We start from the raw sequence: 17,812 nt of genomic DNA, 5'->3' as shown, positions 1-17,812 counted from the left end.
AGGGCGGAACTGTATACAATTATGCCCTTTCAGGGCGCAAATTCAGATTGTCGTTTTTACGTAGGGCGTTGCCCTACGCTATATAATTAAGCCCTTTCAGGGCACTCCGCAAAATTATCATTTAGTTCATTTCAGTACAGTTTTGAATCAAATAACAATAATTGGAGCTTGGGAAGAATCTACATGATGAAGTAGATGAAATCAACATTTATAATAGTGGCATTTCTATTCTCGTCACCTGTTCTTCTTTGGGTACGTTGGGATTGCTGTAATAATATTCAATGGATGTTCCCGAAAGTTTGTAACCGTTGGCTTTTATCCATTCCATCATTTCGTTGTACAGGACAGCCAATTCACTGTAAGTTCCTCTATGCAGACAAGAAACTATTTTTCTTTCCGGTATCGTTATGGATCGTATATCCCCTTCACCCTGTAACTTTTTGGATGACTTTAGACCAATAATCATTTTGATATTGTGTTCCGTCAGACTTTCAAAGTCAGGATATTCAACGTAGGGGATGTCGGTAGTGACTTCACCCTGTTCCTTAAATAAAGAGTCTATTTTTACAAAATTCTTCCCGATAGCTTCCGACATTCCGTTCATATCTGTTTGTACTTCAACAGCCAAAGCGGGCTGTTCCGGTTGCTTCAATAGCATGATTTCTGAAATTTTTCCCATAATACATTGTTTTTAGAGGGTTGATAATTAATTATTTCTTGATGACCGGAATATAGATGTCGGTAATTAGTTCTGTTCTAAGGGTGGAGGCAGGGCGGTTCATATACATTTCAAAGCTAAAGGTGCTTTGAGGACGATATTTACTTTTCGGGAACCACTCTTCATAAATAGTCCGGTAGAATTTATGCAATAAAGAGTAGTCACCGATATGCCTGAATATAGCATAACGACCACCAGGAACTTCCATTACTCCCGGCTGGGAATCATTTTCTTTGTTATCGATTATGACCCCGAGATAGAAGCGACATTTATCCATTGGGGTGATGGACGGATCGTCCATACTAAGGCTGACAAACTTATCATTCGACTTTTCTTCATTGTGCTGCCTCGCATAGTTGGTGAGCCTATCCCATATTAACTTGTATCGGAGTTCATCCTTATACTTTTCACCCACCTCGATACAAAATACTTTCATCGGCAGAATCGACCGGATTTCAGGAGTGATAACCGCATGCTGTTCGTCATACATCGGCTTATACTTCTCCCTATATTGAGAGGTTGACACGCCAAAATGTTTTTTGAAGGCTTTTGCCAGACTGAATTTAGTCTGATAGTTTGTCTGCTCCGAAATCTGATTTAATGTAAAGTCGGTGGATACTAACAGATGTGCTATATGTTCGAGGCGCAAACGTTGTATGTAGCTTCCGATATTTTCTCCGGCAACGGTTTGAAACACTCTTCTGAAGTGATATTTGGAAAGTCCGCTTATCGTACTAAGTATATCTGCATCTAAACTATCGAATAAATGATTATTGATGTAAACGACTATATCCTGAATCTTTTGGTGATGGATATTACTGGTTTCCAGCTTCTGTTTCCATCGGTTCAGTTTGGGGAGCCGTTCGTTGAGTATTCGTCTAAGTTCCTCCGGTGAATAAGCGGTATCTGCATATTCATTGTACTTATCGGTGTATTTTATCCAGATATTAATCATTTCCGACATCGGAATGTCGACGATATATTTTCCATCTTTCAGGCAGTAGTAGCAATATTCGTCACTTCGGGAACCGTCGGAGTTAGTACCCAGATATTTCTCTATATCAAAGCGGAGAGGCATCCCGCAACTTTGACAATACCTTTTATTTATATCTGATTCAATCATCGGTTGGGTTTTCGTTTGATGGATAGCAGTCGCTCCATATCATTAAATAAGCAAGTGTCTTTCAATTCGAACATAAGCCACTTCCCATCGTGGAAAGTAGTCGTCTCATCGTATATCTTTTGAGTCTCATTGGAGAATACTTCTCGCAGAGATTCAAATTTGGCACGCTCATCTTTACCTAAAATGACCAAGAAGCCAATCGTTTGTTCTTTGGCGTATAGGGCACACAGCGTTTTTCCGCCTTTGCGATATTTATATTCGTATATCCATTTTTTTCCTCCATGGTTCCATAGTTGTTCCATATTGTACTTTTGCTCGATAAGCTGGCAAAGTGAAGTCCATATATCATAAAGTTCCTTACCTATCAAGGCTTCCAGTGTTTCGGGAGTGGGAATCTGCAAAGTTTCTTTCATGGTATTCTGTATTTACTTTTGATTATCCATATCACAAAGGTAGGCTGATTTTCTAATAGATCGTTGTCCAATATAGGCATTTTGTGTGTAGCTGGTGAACAATCTGCCCGGAAATTAATTTATTTTGTAAAAGCGAAATATTGGCAGTATAACCTTTATCTTTGCATTAATTTAAAAACAAAGCCCCAATTAAAGAAAATGAAAACAATATTATTAGCAGTAGGTACGCTCTGCCTCATGGCAGGTTGCTCGTCAAAAGTGGCAAGCTCAAAAGGAATCGTTAGTGATGCAACCATGAATACGGTAACGATTGTTACTGATAAGAATGATACCCTTTCGTTCAGTACGATGGATGCAAATAAAGATGAAGTCAACGGTTTGCTTCTGAATGATACGCTGGAAGTGTTCTATACCGGAAAATATACACCGGGAATGCCGGCTTCTAAATTAGTTCAGTATCCGCAATCTCCGATTGTGGGAGGTGATCGGGATGAACATGGCTGTATCGGTTCTGCCGGATATGTATGGTGTGAAGTGCAAAAAGACTGTATCCGCTTGTTTGATAAAGGAATCCGCACGGAATCGGTGGACGATAGCAATGCTTCTGCCTTTATTGTGTTTAGTCCTGACTCTACGCAACTGGAACTTTTCTTTTCCAATAATCAGCCCAATGAAATATTGGACAGACGTGGCCTGCCTTCAGGAAGTTATGCATGGAACGTGGAAGATGACGATACGAAAAATGTACGGCTAATAGATGGCTTGTGGACAATCAGCCAAAGAAATAAGTTAATTTATAGCCAAAAGGCCGGAAACTGATTTTAAAAGCTCCGGCTTTCTGACGCTCTGTTTGTAGAGTAATGTTCTAGGTAATTAAATTAATAAGTGGATATCAAAGATGCTGAATATATAAACTTCCATCATAATCTTTGTATTTAGCATCTTTGTATATATCAACCAGTTTGTTACTGTAATCAAGAATGATATCTTTGGAAGTTTGTGATACATTTGTAGCCAGAATACCGCTTCCCAGAATGCCGGGATTACACAATATACTATCTTTTTTTATTGAATTCATGGTAAGCTCTACACCTATGTAATCCTTGATACCTGCCTTTTCTAGACTGGATACAATATAGTTGTCCAAAGATTCTTTATCATCTTCGGTCATGAATCCATACCATAATAAACACTTCATTCCTAATTGAGTAGCCTGTATCAGGATATCGAGATAGGTTACTCCTGAATCTCCTTTCTTGTCTATTTCGTAAGGATCGATATGGATGAAAGAGGATGCGGGAAGTGAAGGCAACAGTTCTATTGTGCCTTTCAGGGAGTCGGTATGATGTATTTCTACGGATGTACTTAATTCGATTTGTTTGGCATAAATGTCTACATTCTCCAGCGCACTCTTTTCTAAATCGAAGAATACGAACCTTTTTGCTTGCTTTCCTAATACATTCATTGCCAGGGCAGGAGAACCCAGATAATTTCCTTTTGCCATTTCTGTACTTTCCAGTTGGTAATAAATGGAATCTTTTAGAGATTTGTCATCATCTGCTTTCTCCAGGAAATGATAGATACCATATTGCTGCTCCGGAGTTTGCGTCATGGAGTAGATGGCACATGCGGAATTGGTTTCTACATATACTTGTGGGGCTTCATTTCTAAGAACTTCACAGAGTATCAGATGTTTCAGTACATCGGGTTATTTTGCGAAATGAGTGTAAGTTGCCATGTGGATACATCTTAAAAAATTATAGAATATAAAGAACAGCAGCCGCTATCCTTTTTAAGTATTCATTAATTCATGGATTTCATGAATATGCAGGTGTAAATGACTTAGATAACCTTCTATCATGTCTTGTAGCGTAACCTTTGTTCCTTCAAAATCACACCAGTAGCTATCCAATTTTGTCTGGTCTACAGATTTTATAACCTGAATGATATGCAGGTTAAAAAACTTCCATAGTTGAATCAGGTTATTCCAATCTTCATTTTGGTAATCTTGTAATGCTATCCACAGATCATTATCCTGACGGTAATCGGGAAAGAAAAGCAAATCTTTACTGTATTGCAATCTGACCATGCGTTGGTGATTGTTTGATGCCGAATCAATCAAATGTCCGAGAATCTGTTTGATGGTACGATTTTGTTTATTACGTTTCAACGTGATCGTATCATTTTGTAGCCCGGTTAGTATTTTCTCTTCGATTTCTATCACATGATAGATTTCTTCTGTTATTTTGGAAAAATCAACGTTTGACATACCATTCTTTTCCTTTAGGTGTTTATAGCAAAATTGCTAATGGTACAAATATAGATAAATGTGTCGATATTTATAAATTAAACGGAACTTTTCAGTTCTAATTTTATCCCTCTTTCTTAAACCACCTGTAAAACCATTTACCGACTTTCTCGTAATGTCGGGTTTCGGTATCAGTATATAGCTTGGAGAAGAAAGACGTATCCAACGGCTCTCCCGACTGGTTAGGATACAGCACGATGAAGCTATTGTTGGAGAAATATTTCCCAAGCTGTCTCGGTAACTTCTCAAAAGAACTGTCATACGAAAGAGTTCCCGGTCGTGCACTGATAATAACCAATAAATGATCGTAACTAACCTGTCCTGTCAATACCAGCAGGTCATTCCAGTCTTCTAAGAGAGAGAAATCGGTAAGCGTCTGTTTATGCCTTTTCTTTATCCACGCTTGTAGGCGGATGGTAGTCTTTTCATTGGCAAAGAAGTGTACGCGACATCCAAGAGTGCTCCCCATGCGACAAAAGTGCTCCATCCAATGAGGAAAACCGGATTCATATTCGGCTTTAGGAGGGACGGCAACGACAATCCGTTTGATTGTATGGACCGGTATCAGAAATTTAGAGATAATTATTTCACAGTTTAATCCGTTCAATAAGTGTTCGGCAAGTATTCCAAAGTATGAATCTGTGATGTTTTTCTTACGGTGCAGGCCGGTGATAATACTCGTAATCTCATTCTCCTTGACTGAATGGATAATACCGGAAGCTATATTCAAATCATACCGGGTGACCTTTTTGAGTGGTACATTTGCTTCCGTTGCTATCATTTCGGCTTTTTCCAGATAATGTTTGCTTCGAATTCGTAGATTATCAGAGTTATTATCGTCGTTGATGACATTTAATGCCAGGAAATTATCTTTCAATTTGGGGTCACGTATGACTAGAGAAAGATTCACCATGTCCTCGATAGTGTCCGGGTTGGCTATGGATATTAAAATCTTCTCTGTTTCTTTCGACGATTCATTTTCGGGTTGTGAATCATCCATCGCCATTTTTCTGGCTGCCCGTTCGGTAATCAGTGAACTCACTACGCAAGTGACCAGGATAAGCAAGACTGTTCCGTTTAGTACATCATCATTCAATAACCGTTCGCCGGTGGGCAGAATAATGTTGTATCCAACTAACACAGCCGCCAATGTGGCTGCCGCCTGTGCATTACTCAAACCATACATCAGATTTCGTTCAAGAACAGACATCTTATATATCTTTTGAGTGAGCCAGCAAGCAATCCATTTGCCTGTCAGCGCCATGGTTATCATCACGGCGGCAACTTTTAAGGCATCCCCCTCTCCGAAAATAACACGTAAGTTGATTAACATTCCCACTCCGATAAGGAAATAAGGAATAAAAAGTGCATTACCAACGAACTCTAAATGATCCATCAATGGAGAGACGTGGGGGATGAGCCGGTTAAGTACCAATCCTGCGAGGAAAGCTCCCAAGATACCTTCCATACCAACAAGCTCCATCAACCCTGCTCCTAAAAAGACCATCGCAAGCACGAAAATAAATTGCATCACGTTGTCATTGTACCGGTGAAAGAACCAACGACCGATGCGCGGAAAGAAATAAATAATTAGTGCCCCTAGAAAGATTACTTTTACCACCAGCCAAATCCAAAACAATCCTCCGGTTTCTCCTTTGAACAATCCGCCTATAACAGCCAGTACCAGCAGCGTGAGTGTATCCGTTACGGCCGTTCCTCCTACGGCAATACTTACGCTACGATGGCGTGATATGCCGAAGCGGGTGACGATGGGGTAGGCCACGAGCGTATGGGAGGCATACATGCTGGCTAATAATACAGAGGTGATTACACCATATTTCAGATAAGATACATTTGCCATGAATCCAATCCCGATAGGAACGATAAAAGCCAGTAATCCCAGTACCAATGCTTTGTTTCGCGTCTCTTTGAAATCTCCCATATTCATTTCCAGACCAGCCAGGAACATGATGTAATAGAGTCCGACTTTCCCGAATAACTGAAAGCTGCTGTCTCGTGCCAGGATATTAAATCCATGTTCGCCAATAGCCAGTCCTGCCAGGATCATACCGATAATATGAGGGATGCGCAGTTTATTCAATAATATCGGAGCAAACAATATAATCAAGAGTACAAGGAGAAATATCCATGTAGGGTCGGTGATAGGGAATGTTAAATCAAGGCCAATCCAATCCATAATTTGACGAGTTCGTGATATTTGTTCCGCAAAATAACCTAAAAAAATGCTTCTAAAAAAGCATTAGTTAATAAAATTAGTCATTTATTTTTTCTCCAGATTCATGATTGCCGGAGTGAAGAATGCAAGTGTTCCTGGGACATACGTTTTTAAATATACGATGATTTTATCCGTGTGTGCGTTTTGGGGTGTATAGTGATTTTATCCGGCTCTACTTTTAGCAATAATAGTAGTGCCGGATATGTCTATTTTTCGAATCCTAAATCATGTTCTTGTATTCCTCTTGTTTTTTCTTGGGTAACTTCTTTATAACTTCTTCTACCGAGTGGCTAATCAACTCCTTTATGAGTTTATCGGGAACATCTCCTTCCAAGTAAACGGTTATCCAATGTTTCTTATCCGAAAAAGGTCCCCAAAAAATGTCTTCGTATTGTTCTATGAGCTCTTCTGATTTATCAGGATTACATTTCATATCCGCCCAGAATCTTCCGTTTTTAGGACGTAATGTAGCAAAAGTGAACATTTTATCCATAACCTTGAAAACCAAAGTATGTTCATCAAATGGCATACATTCTGTTGCTCCTTTGACTGACAGGCAATATTCTCTATAATCTTCGATATTCATGACTTCTCTCTTTTGATTCATTCAAAACACAAATATATTACTTTCTGTTTGCTTTTGAAAAACATGTTTCTATCTCAAAGTACCCGTTTCAATTTCGCCCTTATCCGGCTTAAACTTACCGGAGTTATTCCCAGATAAGAAGCAAGACACTCCAATGGTATTCTCTGTAATAGCTCCGGATTATTTTGTATCAGCTTCATATACCGTTCGGACGCGGTGGTGAATAAGAGAGAAATAAGTCTTTCCTCTGTTTGCAGGAACTCTGATTCGGCAAACTTGCGCCCCCAGTTGGCAATATGGATATCTTCCTTGAATAATTCGTGTAAGTCTTTGCGCTTTAATAGATACAACACCGAGTTTTCCATCAGTTCCATTGACTCATACCCCTGTTGATTATTTACATAGCTTTTCAATGAGACAATGGTTGACCCTTCTTTCCCAATCCAGAACGTTACCTCTTTTCCGTCTACGGGAATGTAAGCTCTGGCAATCCCTTTCTCGATGAAAAAGATATTCGTTTCAGTCTTGCCAGCCTCCAATATATGATAACCTTTGGGATATGTGACTTTTGACAGATGTTTGACCACCTTATCTGCTGAAGCCTCCGGCATCCGATATATCCTGTTTATAATCTCGTGTATATCCATATCGCATTGAATCATTATTCTGCAAAAATACAAAAAGTTATATTAGGAAAAGAAGAATTGATGATACTCTTACACCGTCGTTTCTTATCAAATGTAAAGTGAAAGCTCCGGGCATCTTGTTAATTTTGCAGTCTAATATTAAAATAGAATGATATGAATTGGATTATATTGATTATTGCCGGACTGTTTGAGGTTAGTTTTACCTTTTGTCTAGGCAAGATTAAGGGAGCGACAGGCACCGATTTTTATTTGTGGGGAGCGGGATTTGTAATCTCTGTAATCTTAAGCATGTTCCTACTGGCAAAGGCTGCGCAAACATTGCCTATCGGCACTGCATATCCTGTTTGGACGGGGATAGGAGCGGTGGGAACCGTCTTGATCGGTATCCTGTTCTTTCATGAACCGGCAACTTTGGGTCGTTTGTTTTTTATGACGACTCTGATTATTTCAATCGTAGGGTTGAAACTGATATAATCAGACGAATAGGATTTAGTTTTAATAGATGGAAAAGTGTAATAAGGACTTTTTCAGTGTAAGTCATATATTGTTGAAAAGATTCCATCCGGTATAATATTGAGGAAGTTTGGAATTGACGAGGTCGATTATGTAATATATGCTTTCGTAATTCTGCGATTATTAGGCATTTATAAGAAGTCGTTTTGATGGGAAAAAGTTTGGTTTCTAAAATAAATGTATATATTTGCAGAATGTGGGACGCATCTCGTCCGGATTCGAAACTAAACTAAAATTCTATTTACTGTTATCTATTAAACATGAAATCCACTGATTCTGAACCTCAAGGGGGCGGTATGGAACTGGAACAGTACCGTACCAGCCTCGAACAGATGGTTGAAGAGAAATCTAAAGACTTGATCGCTATTCAGGAGAATCTCGAAGCAACCAACCGACGGCAGGCATTATTTATCAAGGTACTGCAAATTTTGCAATTGGAACCGGATATACCTACTGCTATGAATATGGCACTGGCCGAAATTGGCCGTTATACTGGTGTCGACCGTTTGGCGACATGGGAAAACCACCTCGACGGAGTTACGTATGGCTGCACCAACGAATGGTGCAACGACGGTATAGAACCCGCTATCGATTACTTGCGGAGTATGACCATTGAAGCGGGAAAACCCTGGTTCGACATGCTGGAAGAAAACCATATCATTTGTACGTCCGATATTTATTCGCTTGATCCCTTTATTACTCAAATGCTCGAAGTGCAAGGCGTAAAAGCCATTGCTGTTTTTCCCCTGTCACAATTGGGAGTACATTTCGGCTTTCTTTCGTTCAACTTTTGCTGGAACAAACAATGGGATGAAAAAGATGTGGAACTGATGAGCCAGATATCGCAAATTGTATCTACTGCTACTAAACGCTGGCAAGTTGAAACATCGCTGCAACAGTCGCAGCGAACCATGCAAAAGGTATTGGACAATATCAATGCCAATATTTTTGTGAGTGATTACGATACGTTGAAAGTGATTTTTGCCAATAAGCCTTTCAGGGAAGAAGCAGGAGAAGTTCCGGAAAATGCGGAATGTTGGAGAATGTTGAATGCAGGTCTGGAAAATGGGTGTAAACACTGCCCGAAGCCGAAGTTGCTTGATGCCAACCGTAAGTTTACAGGCGTTCATTTTTGGGAAGACTACAATCCGGTCACCAAACGTTGGTATACCATCCAGAGCATGGCAATAAAATGGCTCGACGGACGTTGGGCAATCATGGAACTGGCTACCGATATCACCACCCGCAAACAGGTGGAACTAGAGCTGATTCAAGCTAAAGAAAAAGCGGAAGAATCGGACAGGCTCAAATCAGCATTCCTTGCCAATATGAGCCATGAAATACGTACTCCTTTGAATGCCATCGTCGGTTTTTCCAGTCTGCTTGCCGAAACCGATGAGGCGGAGCTGCGTCATGTATATATGTCTTTAGTGCAGGAGAACAATGAGCTGTTGCTCAACCTTATTTCCGACATTCTGGACATCTCCAAAATCGAAGCCGGTATGATAGATCTTGTTATGGGACGGGTGGATGTACCACAACTTTGCCGGGAAGTGATTGCTACCTTCTCACACAAAAAACGTGACACTGCGGTCGAACTGCGGTTTGATGAAAATTCACCGCAGATTGTGATTGATGCTGATAAAAACCGAATCATGCAAGTACTCTCTAATTTTCTGACTAATGCCTTGAAGTTTACGACTAAAGGCTCAATCACACTTTCCTATTCATTGGAAGATGAGAGTCAGGTGCGTTTTTGTGTAACGGATACGGGCAAAGGGATTCCCGATGAACAAAAACATGAAATATTTAATCGTTTTGTAAAATTAGACTCATTTGTACAAGGTGCCGGATTGGGATTATCCATCTGTCAAAGCCTGGTCAATAGGATGGGCGGAAAGATTGGAGTCGAATCCCGTGAGGGGGAAGGTTCGTGCTTCTGGTTCACTCATCCGTATGTTCCTGGTGCTTTTTCTGATTCCAATTTTTCTACTGATTAATTTGCATCTTTCAATATATTATCCGAATATTGCAGAGTAGAAAAAACAGAATATGATTCCAATTGATGAAAAACACATTATAAAAAAGCTAAAGACCGGGGATAATGAAGCATATAAATACATATATGATTATCATTATGTTGCTCTCTGCAAACTTAGTTATTATCTCTTGAAAGACAGAGTGCAGGCGGAAAGCATAGTGAACGATGTAATCTTTCATCTTTGGGAAGTCAGAGACAAATTGGAACTGGTGCCTCCTCTTCGCAACTATCTGATAATAGCCGTACGTAATAAATGTCTGAACTACTTAGCCCTTAAGCAGCAGGAGACAGAGATACGTTTTTCTACCATTGAGCAGGCTGGTATTCAATTGCAAAATATCGTTTCTGACAATGAGCATCCTTTAGGCAACCTGCTAAAAGAAGAATTGGAATCGAAAATCCACGAATCTATCAACAAATTACCGCCTGCCTGCAAACAGGTATTCACCATGAGCCGCTTCCGGGAAATGAGTTACGAAGAAATTTCTCGTGAACTTGGCATTTCTGTAAATACGGTTAAGTATCATATAAAGAGCGCATTAGTTATACTTAAAAAAGAACTGGGCACTTTTTTATGTATTATTTTTGCTTTTTATCCTACCCTGCTCTAATAAAAAACTGTAGTATATATAAAGGCACTATCTTTTATGAATGAACAATCACCACATACGGATATAGTCAATGATTGGATAATCGGTTATCTGACAAACAGTCTGACACCGGAAGAGATGCAGTCGTTACAGAATTGGCTGAATGTTTCGGAAGAAAACCGGAAACATTTTTCCGATATGCAAGAAGTATGGATCGCTGCTTCTGATGAAGCAGATGAACAGTATTTCGACAAAGAACAGGCTTATCAATTATTTTTAGAGCATACGGAAAACCTTGTGCAACCATCGGTAAAACGAAAAACACTCACTATCAGTCCGTGGATGTATGCCGCTGCAATGGTTGTAATTGTTTTTTTCTGTGGAATGATTGCCTTTCAGAGTGGAAAGAGAGTACTCCGGAATCAATTGACACAGATTACGGTGGAAGCTCCATACGGTTCAAAAACCAAATTGTATCTTCCTGATGGAACGTTGGTTTGGCTTAATGCGGGTTCCAAAATGAGCTATGCACAAGATTTTGGAATTAATGAACGTTCATTAAACTTGTCGGGAGAAGCCTATTTTGAAGTAACCAGAAATGAGGAGATACCTTTTAAAGTACATACGGAAGAACTAGACGTCAAAGTATTGGGAACTAAATTTAATTTCCGGAATTATAAAGACGATTTGGAAGCTAAAGTCTGTTTGCTGGAAGGAAAGGTCGCGCTGAATACCCGGGAAAAAGAGACCATACTTCATCCTGACCAGCAGGCACTGTTGGATAAAAAGACAGGAAAGCTATCTGTCTCTGACACCAAAGCCGCCTATAGTGCCGAATGGACAAATGACTTCCTCTATTTTGATGAAGTGCTGCTTTCAGATATCATTAAAGAACTGGAGAGAAGCTATGATGTGAAAATAACCGTTGCAGACGATACGTTAAATACGATTCGTTTTTATGGAAACTTCCGTAAAAGAGAGCAAAGTATTCGGGAGATTATGAATGTATTGTCGTCTACAGACAAAATGACTTATACCGTGAATGGAAAAAATATTGTGATCACACTTCCCCAATGAACAGATGTTAAACCTTTAAAAATCAAAAAATATGAAAAGCCATTTAGTAAAAACATGATTCACTTCTCCTGATAGAAACATAAAAAGGCCAGGTTCCTTTTCCATCCCCTGACCTTTTACCCTTCTATCTTAAAAGCCACAGTGACTTTAATTGATGAAAGCTTAGGCAAATATAAATAAAATCCTAAACTTCTCATCCTATTTATCAATTATTTATCCATTGACTTATGAAAAATAAGAAGAAAGTCTTTTTCATGGTCCTGCTCTTGCTATGCTCTTATCTAAGCTCATTTGCGCAGCTTATCAACTTGCAGTTGAAGAACGTAACAGTAAAGCGGGCTATTGAAACAATACAGAAGCAAAACGGATATTCATTTGCATTTGCAGCAAGCGATCTGAATACCAAAAAGATTGTGACAGTGCTAGCCAAAGATTTACCTATTGAAAAGGTGGTAGAACAGGTCTTGGCAGGACAAAATGTTAGCTACACTATCCAGGGGAAAGATATTATCATCAAAAAGAAAAGTGGCCAGTCTGTACAACAATCCTCCAAGAAATATACTATTAGCGGGATAGTGAAGGATATGTCGGGCGATCCTGTCATCGGAGCCAATATAAAAGAGAAGAATGGCACGGCGGGTACAATCTCCGATATGGACGGTAAGTTTCAGTTGACAGTCAGTGAAGAGAGTGTGGTACAAATATCCTATTTGGGGTTTCTGACGCAAGAAGTGAGTGTGAAAAATAAGAACTATCTGACAGTTGTGCTGAAAGATGATACACAGACGTTGGACGAAGTAGTGGTGGTTGGGTTCAGTACCCAAAAAAAGATAAACTTGACAGGAGCGGTAGAAAATGTATCATCGGATGTATTTGAAAATCGTCCGGTGGCTAATGTCACGCAGATGTTGCAAGGTGCTGTACCCAATCTGAATATTTCGTTAGCCGACGGTAAGCCCAATCAATCGGCTTCGTATAATATCCGTGGTGTAACGTCTATCGGAGCAGGCGGTAGTGCGCTGGTATTGATAGACGGTGTAGAAGGTGATCCCGCCATGTTGAATCCGAATGATATAGAAAGCGTGTCCGTATTGAAAGATGCGGCTTCGGCAGCCATCTACGGTTCACGTGCTCCGTATGGGGTCGTCCTGATTACAACAAAAGATCCATCAAAGCAAAAAGATAAGTTTACAGTCAATTATACGGGGAATTTCTCCTATGAAACTCCGTATGCTGTGCCGGATGTCGTTGATGACGGTTATGTCTGGGCTTATCTGTTTCGCGAGGCGGAATACAATTACCGCGGGATAGAGCCTACCAGCATTAATAAATCACAACCATTTTCAAAAGAATGGTTGGAGACTTTCCGACAGCGGAAGTTGGCAGGAAATACATTACAGGCTGCAGTTGGTCCCGATGGAAAGTATACATACTATGGAAATGAAGATTACTATGATGCACTTTATAAGGATCATACGTTTGCACAGTCGCATAATGTATCTATCAGCGGTTCGAACGGAAAAATCAGTTACTATACTTCCGCACGGTTATACGATTATGACGGTCTGTTCAATTATAACTCAGACACCTACCGCACTATGAATATGCGTACCAAAATTAGTGCACAAGTGTTCAACTGGCTGAAAATTTCCAATAATATAGACTATACTCATGATAAATATACGCAACCATTAGGTTATGCAGAGCAGAATGAAGGCTTGGTTTGGAAAGCCATCAATATGGAAGGGCATCCGTCCGAACCAATCTTTAATCCGGACGGAACTTTGACACACTCCGGAGCACGTTCCGTTGGTGGACTGGTAACAGGCAACAACTGGATGAAGCGTACAACGAAAACGCTGAAAAATACGACCACCCTGAATATAACCATGCTGGACAACAAGTTGCGTTTTACCGGGGACTTCTCTTTCCGAACGAAAGATTTTATAGAAGACAAGAAGACTACCGCCGTTCCATATAGCGATTACGAAGGGGTGATTAAATATCTCGGAGTACCGGAAACAGATGATAAGATGTTGGAGAAAGTGCAACAGACCACCTATATATCCACCAATGTATATGCCGAATATGAGAATACATTTGCCGGGAAACATTATATGAAAGTTTTGGCAGGATATAACTACGAACAGCAGGATTACAAGGCAATCTCTTCGGAGCGGAATGGCTTGTTGATGCCTGATGTGGAAAATATAAATTTTGCTATGGGAGATAATATGTCTATTAAGAGTGATGGTAACCGGTGGCGGTATGCCGGAGCATTCTTCCGGTTGAATTACTCCTATGACAACCGCTATCTATTTGAGGTGAACGGGCGTTATGACGGTTCTTCGAAGTTTCCCAACAATTCGCAATGGGGATTTTTCCCTTCAGCTTCGGCAGCATGGCGTTTCTCGGAAGAGAAGTTCTGGAAGGTAAATCCGGCTATTATCTCTAATGGAAAATTGCGTGTTTCTTATGGTGCGTTGGGTAATAGTAATGTGAAGCCGTATTCTTATCTGGAAAAATTCTCATTGAAGACTTTTTCTACTACCGGCTCATCGAGCGAAGGCCGTTACCTTGACGGTAAGGCACAGTTACGCTACACGCTCAATCCTGCTCAAATTCCTGACAATATCGGTTGGGAAACCTCACGAACCATTGATGGCGGTATCGATTTGGGATTCTGGAACAACAAGATCACGTTGTCCGCTGATTATTACGTACGTAAAACTGTTAATATGTATACGGTGGGACCGACGCTTCCCGATACATTCGGTGCATCATCGCCTAAGGGAAACTATGCTGATATGAGTACCTATGGTTACGAGATTTCTTTGGGGTATAACGACTCGTTCCGGTTGGCAGGCAAACCGTTTAGCTTCGGCATCAAGGCAACCCTTGCCGATTATCATTCGGTGATAGATAAATATAATAACCCGAAACGTGACTTGGATGATTATTATGTAGGTCAGCGTATTGGTGAGATTTGGGGATTTATTTGTAACGGACTGTTCCAGTCACAGGACGAAATCGATGCGGCTTTTGACGGAAAGGGGTACAAAAACAACCTGATGCAGACATCTGTCAATTACATCACTTATCCGGGGGATATGCGTTTTGAAGACTTGAACAATACAGGTACTATTGATAACGGAGCCAACACTGTAGACTCACCGGGCGACCGGAAAATCATAGGAAACTCCGAACCGCGCTACATCTATACCCTCTCATTTAGTGCCGACTGGAATAATTTCTTTTTGTCAGCTATGTTCGACGGCGTGGGAAAACAAGACTGGTATCCCAGTGGTGAGAGTTCTTTCTGGGGACAGTATAACCGTCCTTACAATCAAGTTCCGGTGTGGCATTTAAATAACTACTGGACTAAAGACCGCCCTGATGCTTATCTGCCGCGTTATTCGGGTTATTACAATCCTTTATATAAAGGCACGGCCAATACACGCTATTTGCAGGATGTATCTTACTTCCGGCTCAAAAATTTGCAGTTTGGTTACAATTTGCCAAAGAAATGGATAGCAAAAGCAGGTTTCTCTAAAGTATCCGTCTATTTCTCGGGCGAGAACTTATGGTCGTGGTCTCCACTCTACCGTCACACGAAAGATTATGATGTGACAGTGATAACGAAAGGTTCGGATAATGACCTGACTTCCGGTAATAAAGGAGACGGTTTCAACTATCCGACAATGCGGAATTTAAGTTTAGGAATCTCTATTACTTACTAAATAGAAACAAAGAAGATATGAAAAGATTAAGTACTATACGTAATATCCTGCTTCTGTGCGCAATGGTGTTGTCAGGTAGTTGCGATTTGACGGAGACGATGCAGGTAGAGGCTGACAAATCTATGGTTTTCGGCAGCGAATCCGGATTGCGCCTTTATGCCTATTCTTTCTATCGGGCACTGCCTACACTTTCTACGGGTTATCAGCTTGATGAGATGTGTGATATTGCCGCTGTCCGGCAGACGAATGCGTTTATTCAGCAAAACGCGTATAATTCGGAAACAGCTACCAGCTGGTCGTGGGGAACTCTGCGGAACATCAACTATTTCATTGACGGTTGTTACTCAAAGGAATGTACGGTGGATGCAGCTACTCGTGATAATTACTTGGGTATCGCCCGTTGGTTCCGTGCCTGGTTCTATTATGATAAGTTGACTCAATATGGCGAGGTTCCCTGGTTTGGCAGTGAAATCCAGTCTTACCAGTACGATGTCATGTATAAAGAGCGTGACAACCGGGATGTTGTCATCAAGAATATGATCGAAGATCTCGATTTTGCTTACGAGCATATTCAGGCAACTTCTTCTGTCAATAGCTCCACACTCACCAAATGGGCTGCAGCCGCGCTCAAATCACGTGTGTGCCTGTTCGAAGCTGCCTATCGTCGTTATCACAAACTGACAGGTCTGGAAATCACTCCGGAAGAACTTTATCGCCATGCTGCCAGTGCAGCCAAGCTGGTAATGGACAACAGCGGACTTTCGCTGAATACGGCAACAGGTACCAAAGGAGCCTACCGTGATTTGTTCTATCTGGAAGCGCCTATTACCTCCGAAGTAATTTTGGCGGTATGTGCCAATAGTGCATCAGGTATCTACGGGAGTCAGAATTATTACTACAATTCGCTGTCGTATGGCAAGGGTTGGAGTCTGGTTCGTCCGTTTGTCAATACTTACTTGAATTTGGACGGTACCCCGTTCACTGCTGAAACAGGCTATGAAACCAAAAACTTCGTGGAAGAGATGAAGAGTCGTGACCTGCGTTTGTCACAGACTATCCGCGGACTGGATTTCAAGCGTGACGGAAAAGCGGCAGTAGCCGATATGACTGTTTGTCTGACTGGTTATCATGTTATTAAGTATTCTCTCGATGATACAAAATACGATAACAATGCAAAGAACAACAACAGTATTCCGTTGTTGCGTTATGCTGAAGTGCTGCTCAACTATGCCGAAGCACAAGCCGAACTGGGTGGGCTTACTGATGCCGAATGGAACACTACCATCGGTGCTCTGCGCCGACGTGCCGGAATCACAGGCGGAACGGAAAAGCTTCCTACGACTGTTGATCCATATTTGCAGCAAGTATTTTATCCGAATATCACTAATCCGGTTTTACTGGAAATTCGTCGGGAACGTGCTATTGAATTGGTGGCTGAAGGAATGAGGTTCAATGATTTGTGTCGTTGGAAATGTGGTGAACTGATAGAAGAGCTACCTTGGACAGGCATGCACATCAGTGCATTGAATGTGGATATTGACTTGAATGGTGACGGAACTCCTGATTGCTACTTTACCGATAACGGAACACAATCATCCAATAAAGACTGTAAAACGGTGAACGTAAAGAATGAAACAGGACTTTATGCCACAGTAAATGCCGCAGGCGGATACGATTTGAGATATAACCCCGGTGCGGGAAACCGTATCTGGTACGATGACGACCGCCAATATCTTTATCCTGTTCCTGCACAGGTGATTCGCGATTATGAGAGTGCCGGATATAAACTATCACAGAACCCCAATTGGAATTAAAATATA

At 40.9% G+C, this 17,812-nt stretch carries 15 protein-coding genes; 7 read left to right on the top strand and 8 right to left on the bottom strand.

Features of this window, described 5'->3' with window-relative positions; all coding sequences use genetic code 11:
* Nucleotides 1-208 precede the first annotated feature (208 nt).
* From LPH68_RS19295 to LPH68_RS19285, 3 genes are read right to left on the bottom strand one after another with little or no spacing between them, the layout of a single operon-like run.
* Nucleotides 209-679: a GyrI-like domain-containing protein gene (locus LPH68_RS19295; protein WP_151923370.1), complete on the bottom strand. Its 471-nt coding sequence runs from the start codon at nucleotides 677-679 to the stop codon at nucleotides 209-211.
* A 31-nt stretch (nucleotides 680-710) separates the two neighbouring features.
* Nucleotides 711-1,841, bottom strand: a complete 1,131-nt coding sequence (locus LPH68_RS19290) for a GyrI-like domain-containing protein (protein ID WP_008025231.1) — start codon at nucleotides 1,839-1,841, stop codon at nucleotides 711-713.
* Nucleotides 1,838-2,254: a DUF3788 domain-containing protein gene (locus LPH68_RS19285; protein ID WP_004299149.1), complete on the bottom strand. Its 417-nt coding sequence runs from the start codon at nucleotides 2,252-2,254 to the stop codon at nucleotides 1,838-1,840. Before LPH68_RS19285 ends, LPH68_RS19290 begins: the two co-directional genes overlap by 4 nt.
* 198 nt (nucleotides 2,255-2,452) lie before the next feature.
* Here LPH68_RS19285 and LPH68_RS19280 point away from each other — a divergent pair, with 198 nt between their 5' ends.
* Nucleotides 2,453-3,073, top strand: coding sequence for a hypothetical protein (locus LPH68_RS19280; protein WP_151923371.1), 621 nt, complete (start codon nucleotides 2,453-2,455; stop codon nucleotides 3,071-3,073).
* 73 nt (nucleotides 3,074-3,146) lie between these two features.
* Here LPH68_RS19280 and rlmJ read toward each other — a convergent pair whose 3' ends face one another.
* The 5 genes from rlmJ to LPH68_RS19255 all read right to left on the bottom strand — a co-directional run bounded on the left by rlmJ (nucleotide 3,147) and on the right by LPH68_RS19255 (nucleotide 8,031).
* Nucleotides 3,147-3,953 (bottom strand): 23S rRNA (adenine(2030)-N(6))-methyltransferase RlmJ, encoded by an 807-nt coding sequence (rlmJ, locus tag LPH68_RS19275; protein WP_230297064.1) that lies wholly within the window; start codon nucleotides 3,951-3,953, stop codon nucleotides 3,147-3,149.
* Between the two features lie 93 nt (nucleotides 3,954-4,046).
* Nucleotides 4,047-4,523, bottom strand: coding sequence for a DinB family protein (locus LPH68_RS19270; RefSeq protein ID WP_151923372.1), 477 nt, complete (start codon nucleotides 4,521-4,523; stop codon nucleotides 4,047-4,049).
* A gap of 103 nt (nucleotides 4,524-4,626) precedes the next feature.
* Nucleotides 4,627-6,759: a cation:proton antiporter gene (locus LPH68_RS19265; RefSeq protein WP_151923373.1), complete on the bottom strand. Its 2,133-nt coding sequence runs from the start codon at nucleotides 6,757-6,759 to the stop codon at nucleotides 4,627-4,629.
* Nucleotides 6,760-7,018: 259 nt separating this feature from the next.
* The gene (locus tag LPH68_RS19260; RefSeq protein WP_004306433.1) at nucleotides 7,019-7,384 is read right to left on the bottom strand and encodes an MmcQ/YjbR family DNA-binding protein; all 366 of its coding nucleotides are present in this window, start codon (nucleotides 7,382-7,384) and stop codon (nucleotides 7,019-7,021) included.
* Between the two features lie 74 nt (nucleotides 7,385-7,458).
* A complete protein-coding gene (locus LPH68_RS19255) occupies nucleotides 7,459-8,031 on the bottom strand; it encodes a Crp/Fnr family transcriptional regulator (RefSeq protein ID WP_032852847.1) in 573 nt (190 codons plus the stop codon).
* Nucleotides 8,032-8,184: 153 nt separating this feature from the next.
* Here LPH68_RS19255 and LPH68_RS19250 point away from each other — a divergent pair, with 153 nt between their 5' ends.
* The 6 genes from LPH68_RS19250 to LPH68_RS19225 all read left to right on the top strand — a co-directional run bounded on the left by LPH68_RS19250 (nucleotide 8,185) and on the right by LPH68_RS19225 (nucleotide 17,806).
* Nucleotides 8,185-8,505, top strand: coding sequence for a multidrug efflux SMR transporter (locus LPH68_RS19250; RefSeq protein ID WP_004309079.1), 321 nt, complete (start codon nucleotides 8,185-8,187; stop codon nucleotides 8,503-8,505).
* A 299-nt stretch (nucleotides 8,506-8,804) separates the two neighbouring features.
* Nucleotides 8,805-10,544 (top strand): GAF domain-containing sensor histidine kinase, encoded by a 1,740-nt coding sequence (locus LPH68_RS19245; protein WP_151923382.1) that lies wholly within the window; start codon nucleotides 8,805-8,807, stop codon nucleotides 10,542-10,544.
* Nucleotides 10,545-10,596: 52 nt separating this feature from the next.
* Entirely contained in the window at nucleotides 10,597-11,196 is a 600-nt protein-coding gene (locus LPH68_RS19240; RefSeq protein ID WP_151923383.1) for an RNA polymerase sigma-70 factor, read from the top strand.
* Nucleotides 11,197-11,232: 36 nt separating this feature from the next.
* Complete coding sequence (locus LPH68_RS19235; RefSeq protein WP_151923384.1) at nucleotides 11,233-12,252, top strand: FecR family protein; 1,020 nt, start codon at nucleotides 11,233-11,235, stop codon at nucleotides 12,250-12,252.
* 254 nt (nucleotides 12,253-12,506) lie between these two features.
* Nucleotides 12,507-15,992 (top strand): TonB-dependent receptor, encoded by a 3,486-nt coding sequence (locus LPH68_RS19230; RefSeq protein WP_151923393.1) that lies wholly within the window; start codon nucleotides 12,507-12,509, stop codon nucleotides 15,990-15,992.
* 17 nt (nucleotides 15,993-16,009) lie between these two features.
* Complete coding sequence (locus LPH68_RS19225; RefSeq protein ID WP_151923385.1) at nucleotides 16,010-17,806, top strand: RagB/SusD family nutrient uptake outer membrane protein; 1,797 nt, start codon at nucleotides 16,010-16,012, stop codon at nucleotides 17,804-17,806.
* The last annotated feature ends 6 nt before the right edge of the window (nucleotides 17,807-17,812 follow it).

It is taken from the genome of Bacteroides sp. 1_1_30 (assembly GCF_020982715.1).
GTDB classification, from domain to species: domain Bacteria; phylum Bacteroidota; class Bacteroidia; order Bacteroidales; family Bacteroidaceae; genus Bacteroides; species Bacteroides xylanisolvens.
The sequence above is the reverse complement of the archived record's forward strand: the minus strand, read 5'-3'. Positions and strand labels throughout refer to the sequence as shown.

Excerpts from the sequence above, each read along its gene's own strand:
- LPH68_RS19295 (WP_151923370.1), bottom strand. The coding sequence starts at position 679 with ATGGGAAAAATTTCAGAAATCATGCTATTGAAGCAACCGGAACAGCCC.
- LPH68_RS19290 (WP_008025231.1), bottom strand. The coding sequence starts at position 1,841 with ATGATTGAATCAGATATAAATAAAAGGTATTGTCAAAGTTGCGGGATG.
- LPH68_RS19285 (WP_004299149.1), bottom strand. The coding sequence starts at position 2,254 with ATGAAAGAAACTTTGCAGATTCCCACTCCCGAAACACTGGAAGCCTTG.
- LPH68_RS19280 (WP_151923371.1), top strand. The coding sequence starts at position 2,453 with ATGAAAACAATATTATTAGCAGTAGGTACGCTCTGCCTCATGGCAGGT.
- LPH68_RS19270 (WP_151923372.1), bottom strand. The coding sequence starts at position 4,523 with ATGTCAAACGTTGATTTTTCCAAAATAACAGAAGAAATCTATCATGTG.
- LPH68_RS19265 (WP_151923373.1), bottom strand. The coding sequence starts at position 6,759 with ATGGATTGGATTGGCCTTGATTTAACATTCCCTATCACCGACCCTACA.
- LPH68_RS19260 (WP_004306433.1), bottom strand. The coding sequence starts at position 7,384 with ATGAATATCGAAGATTATAGAGAATATTGCCTGTCAGTCAAAGGAGCA.
- LPH68_RS19255 (WP_032852847.1), bottom strand. The coding sequence starts at position 8,031 with ATGGATATACACGAGATTATAAACAGGATATATCGGATGCCGGAGGCT.
- LPH68_RS19250 (WP_004309079.1), top strand. The coding sequence starts at position 8,185 with ATGAATTGGATTATATTGATTATTGCCGGACTGTTTGAGGTTAGTTTT.
- LPH68_RS19245 (WP_151923382.1), top strand. The coding sequence starts at position 8,805 with ATGAAATCCACTGATTCTGAACCTCAAGGGGGCGGTATGGAACTGGAA.
- LPH68_RS19240 (WP_151923383.1), top strand. The coding sequence starts at position 10,597 with ATGATTCCAATTGATGAAAAACACATTATAAAAAAGCTAAAGACCGGG.
- LPH68_RS19235 (WP_151923384.1), top strand. The coding sequence starts at position 11,233 with ATGAATGAACAATCACCACATACGGATATAGTCAATGATTGGATAATC.
- LPH68_RS19230 (WP_151923393.1), top strand. The coding sequence starts at position 12,507 with ATGGTCCTGCTCTTGCTATGCTCTTATCTAAGCTCATTTGCGCAGCTT.
- LPH68_RS19225 (WP_151923385.1), top strand. The coding sequence starts at position 16,010 with ATGAAAAGATTAAGTACTATACGTAATATCCTGCTTCTGTGCGCAATG.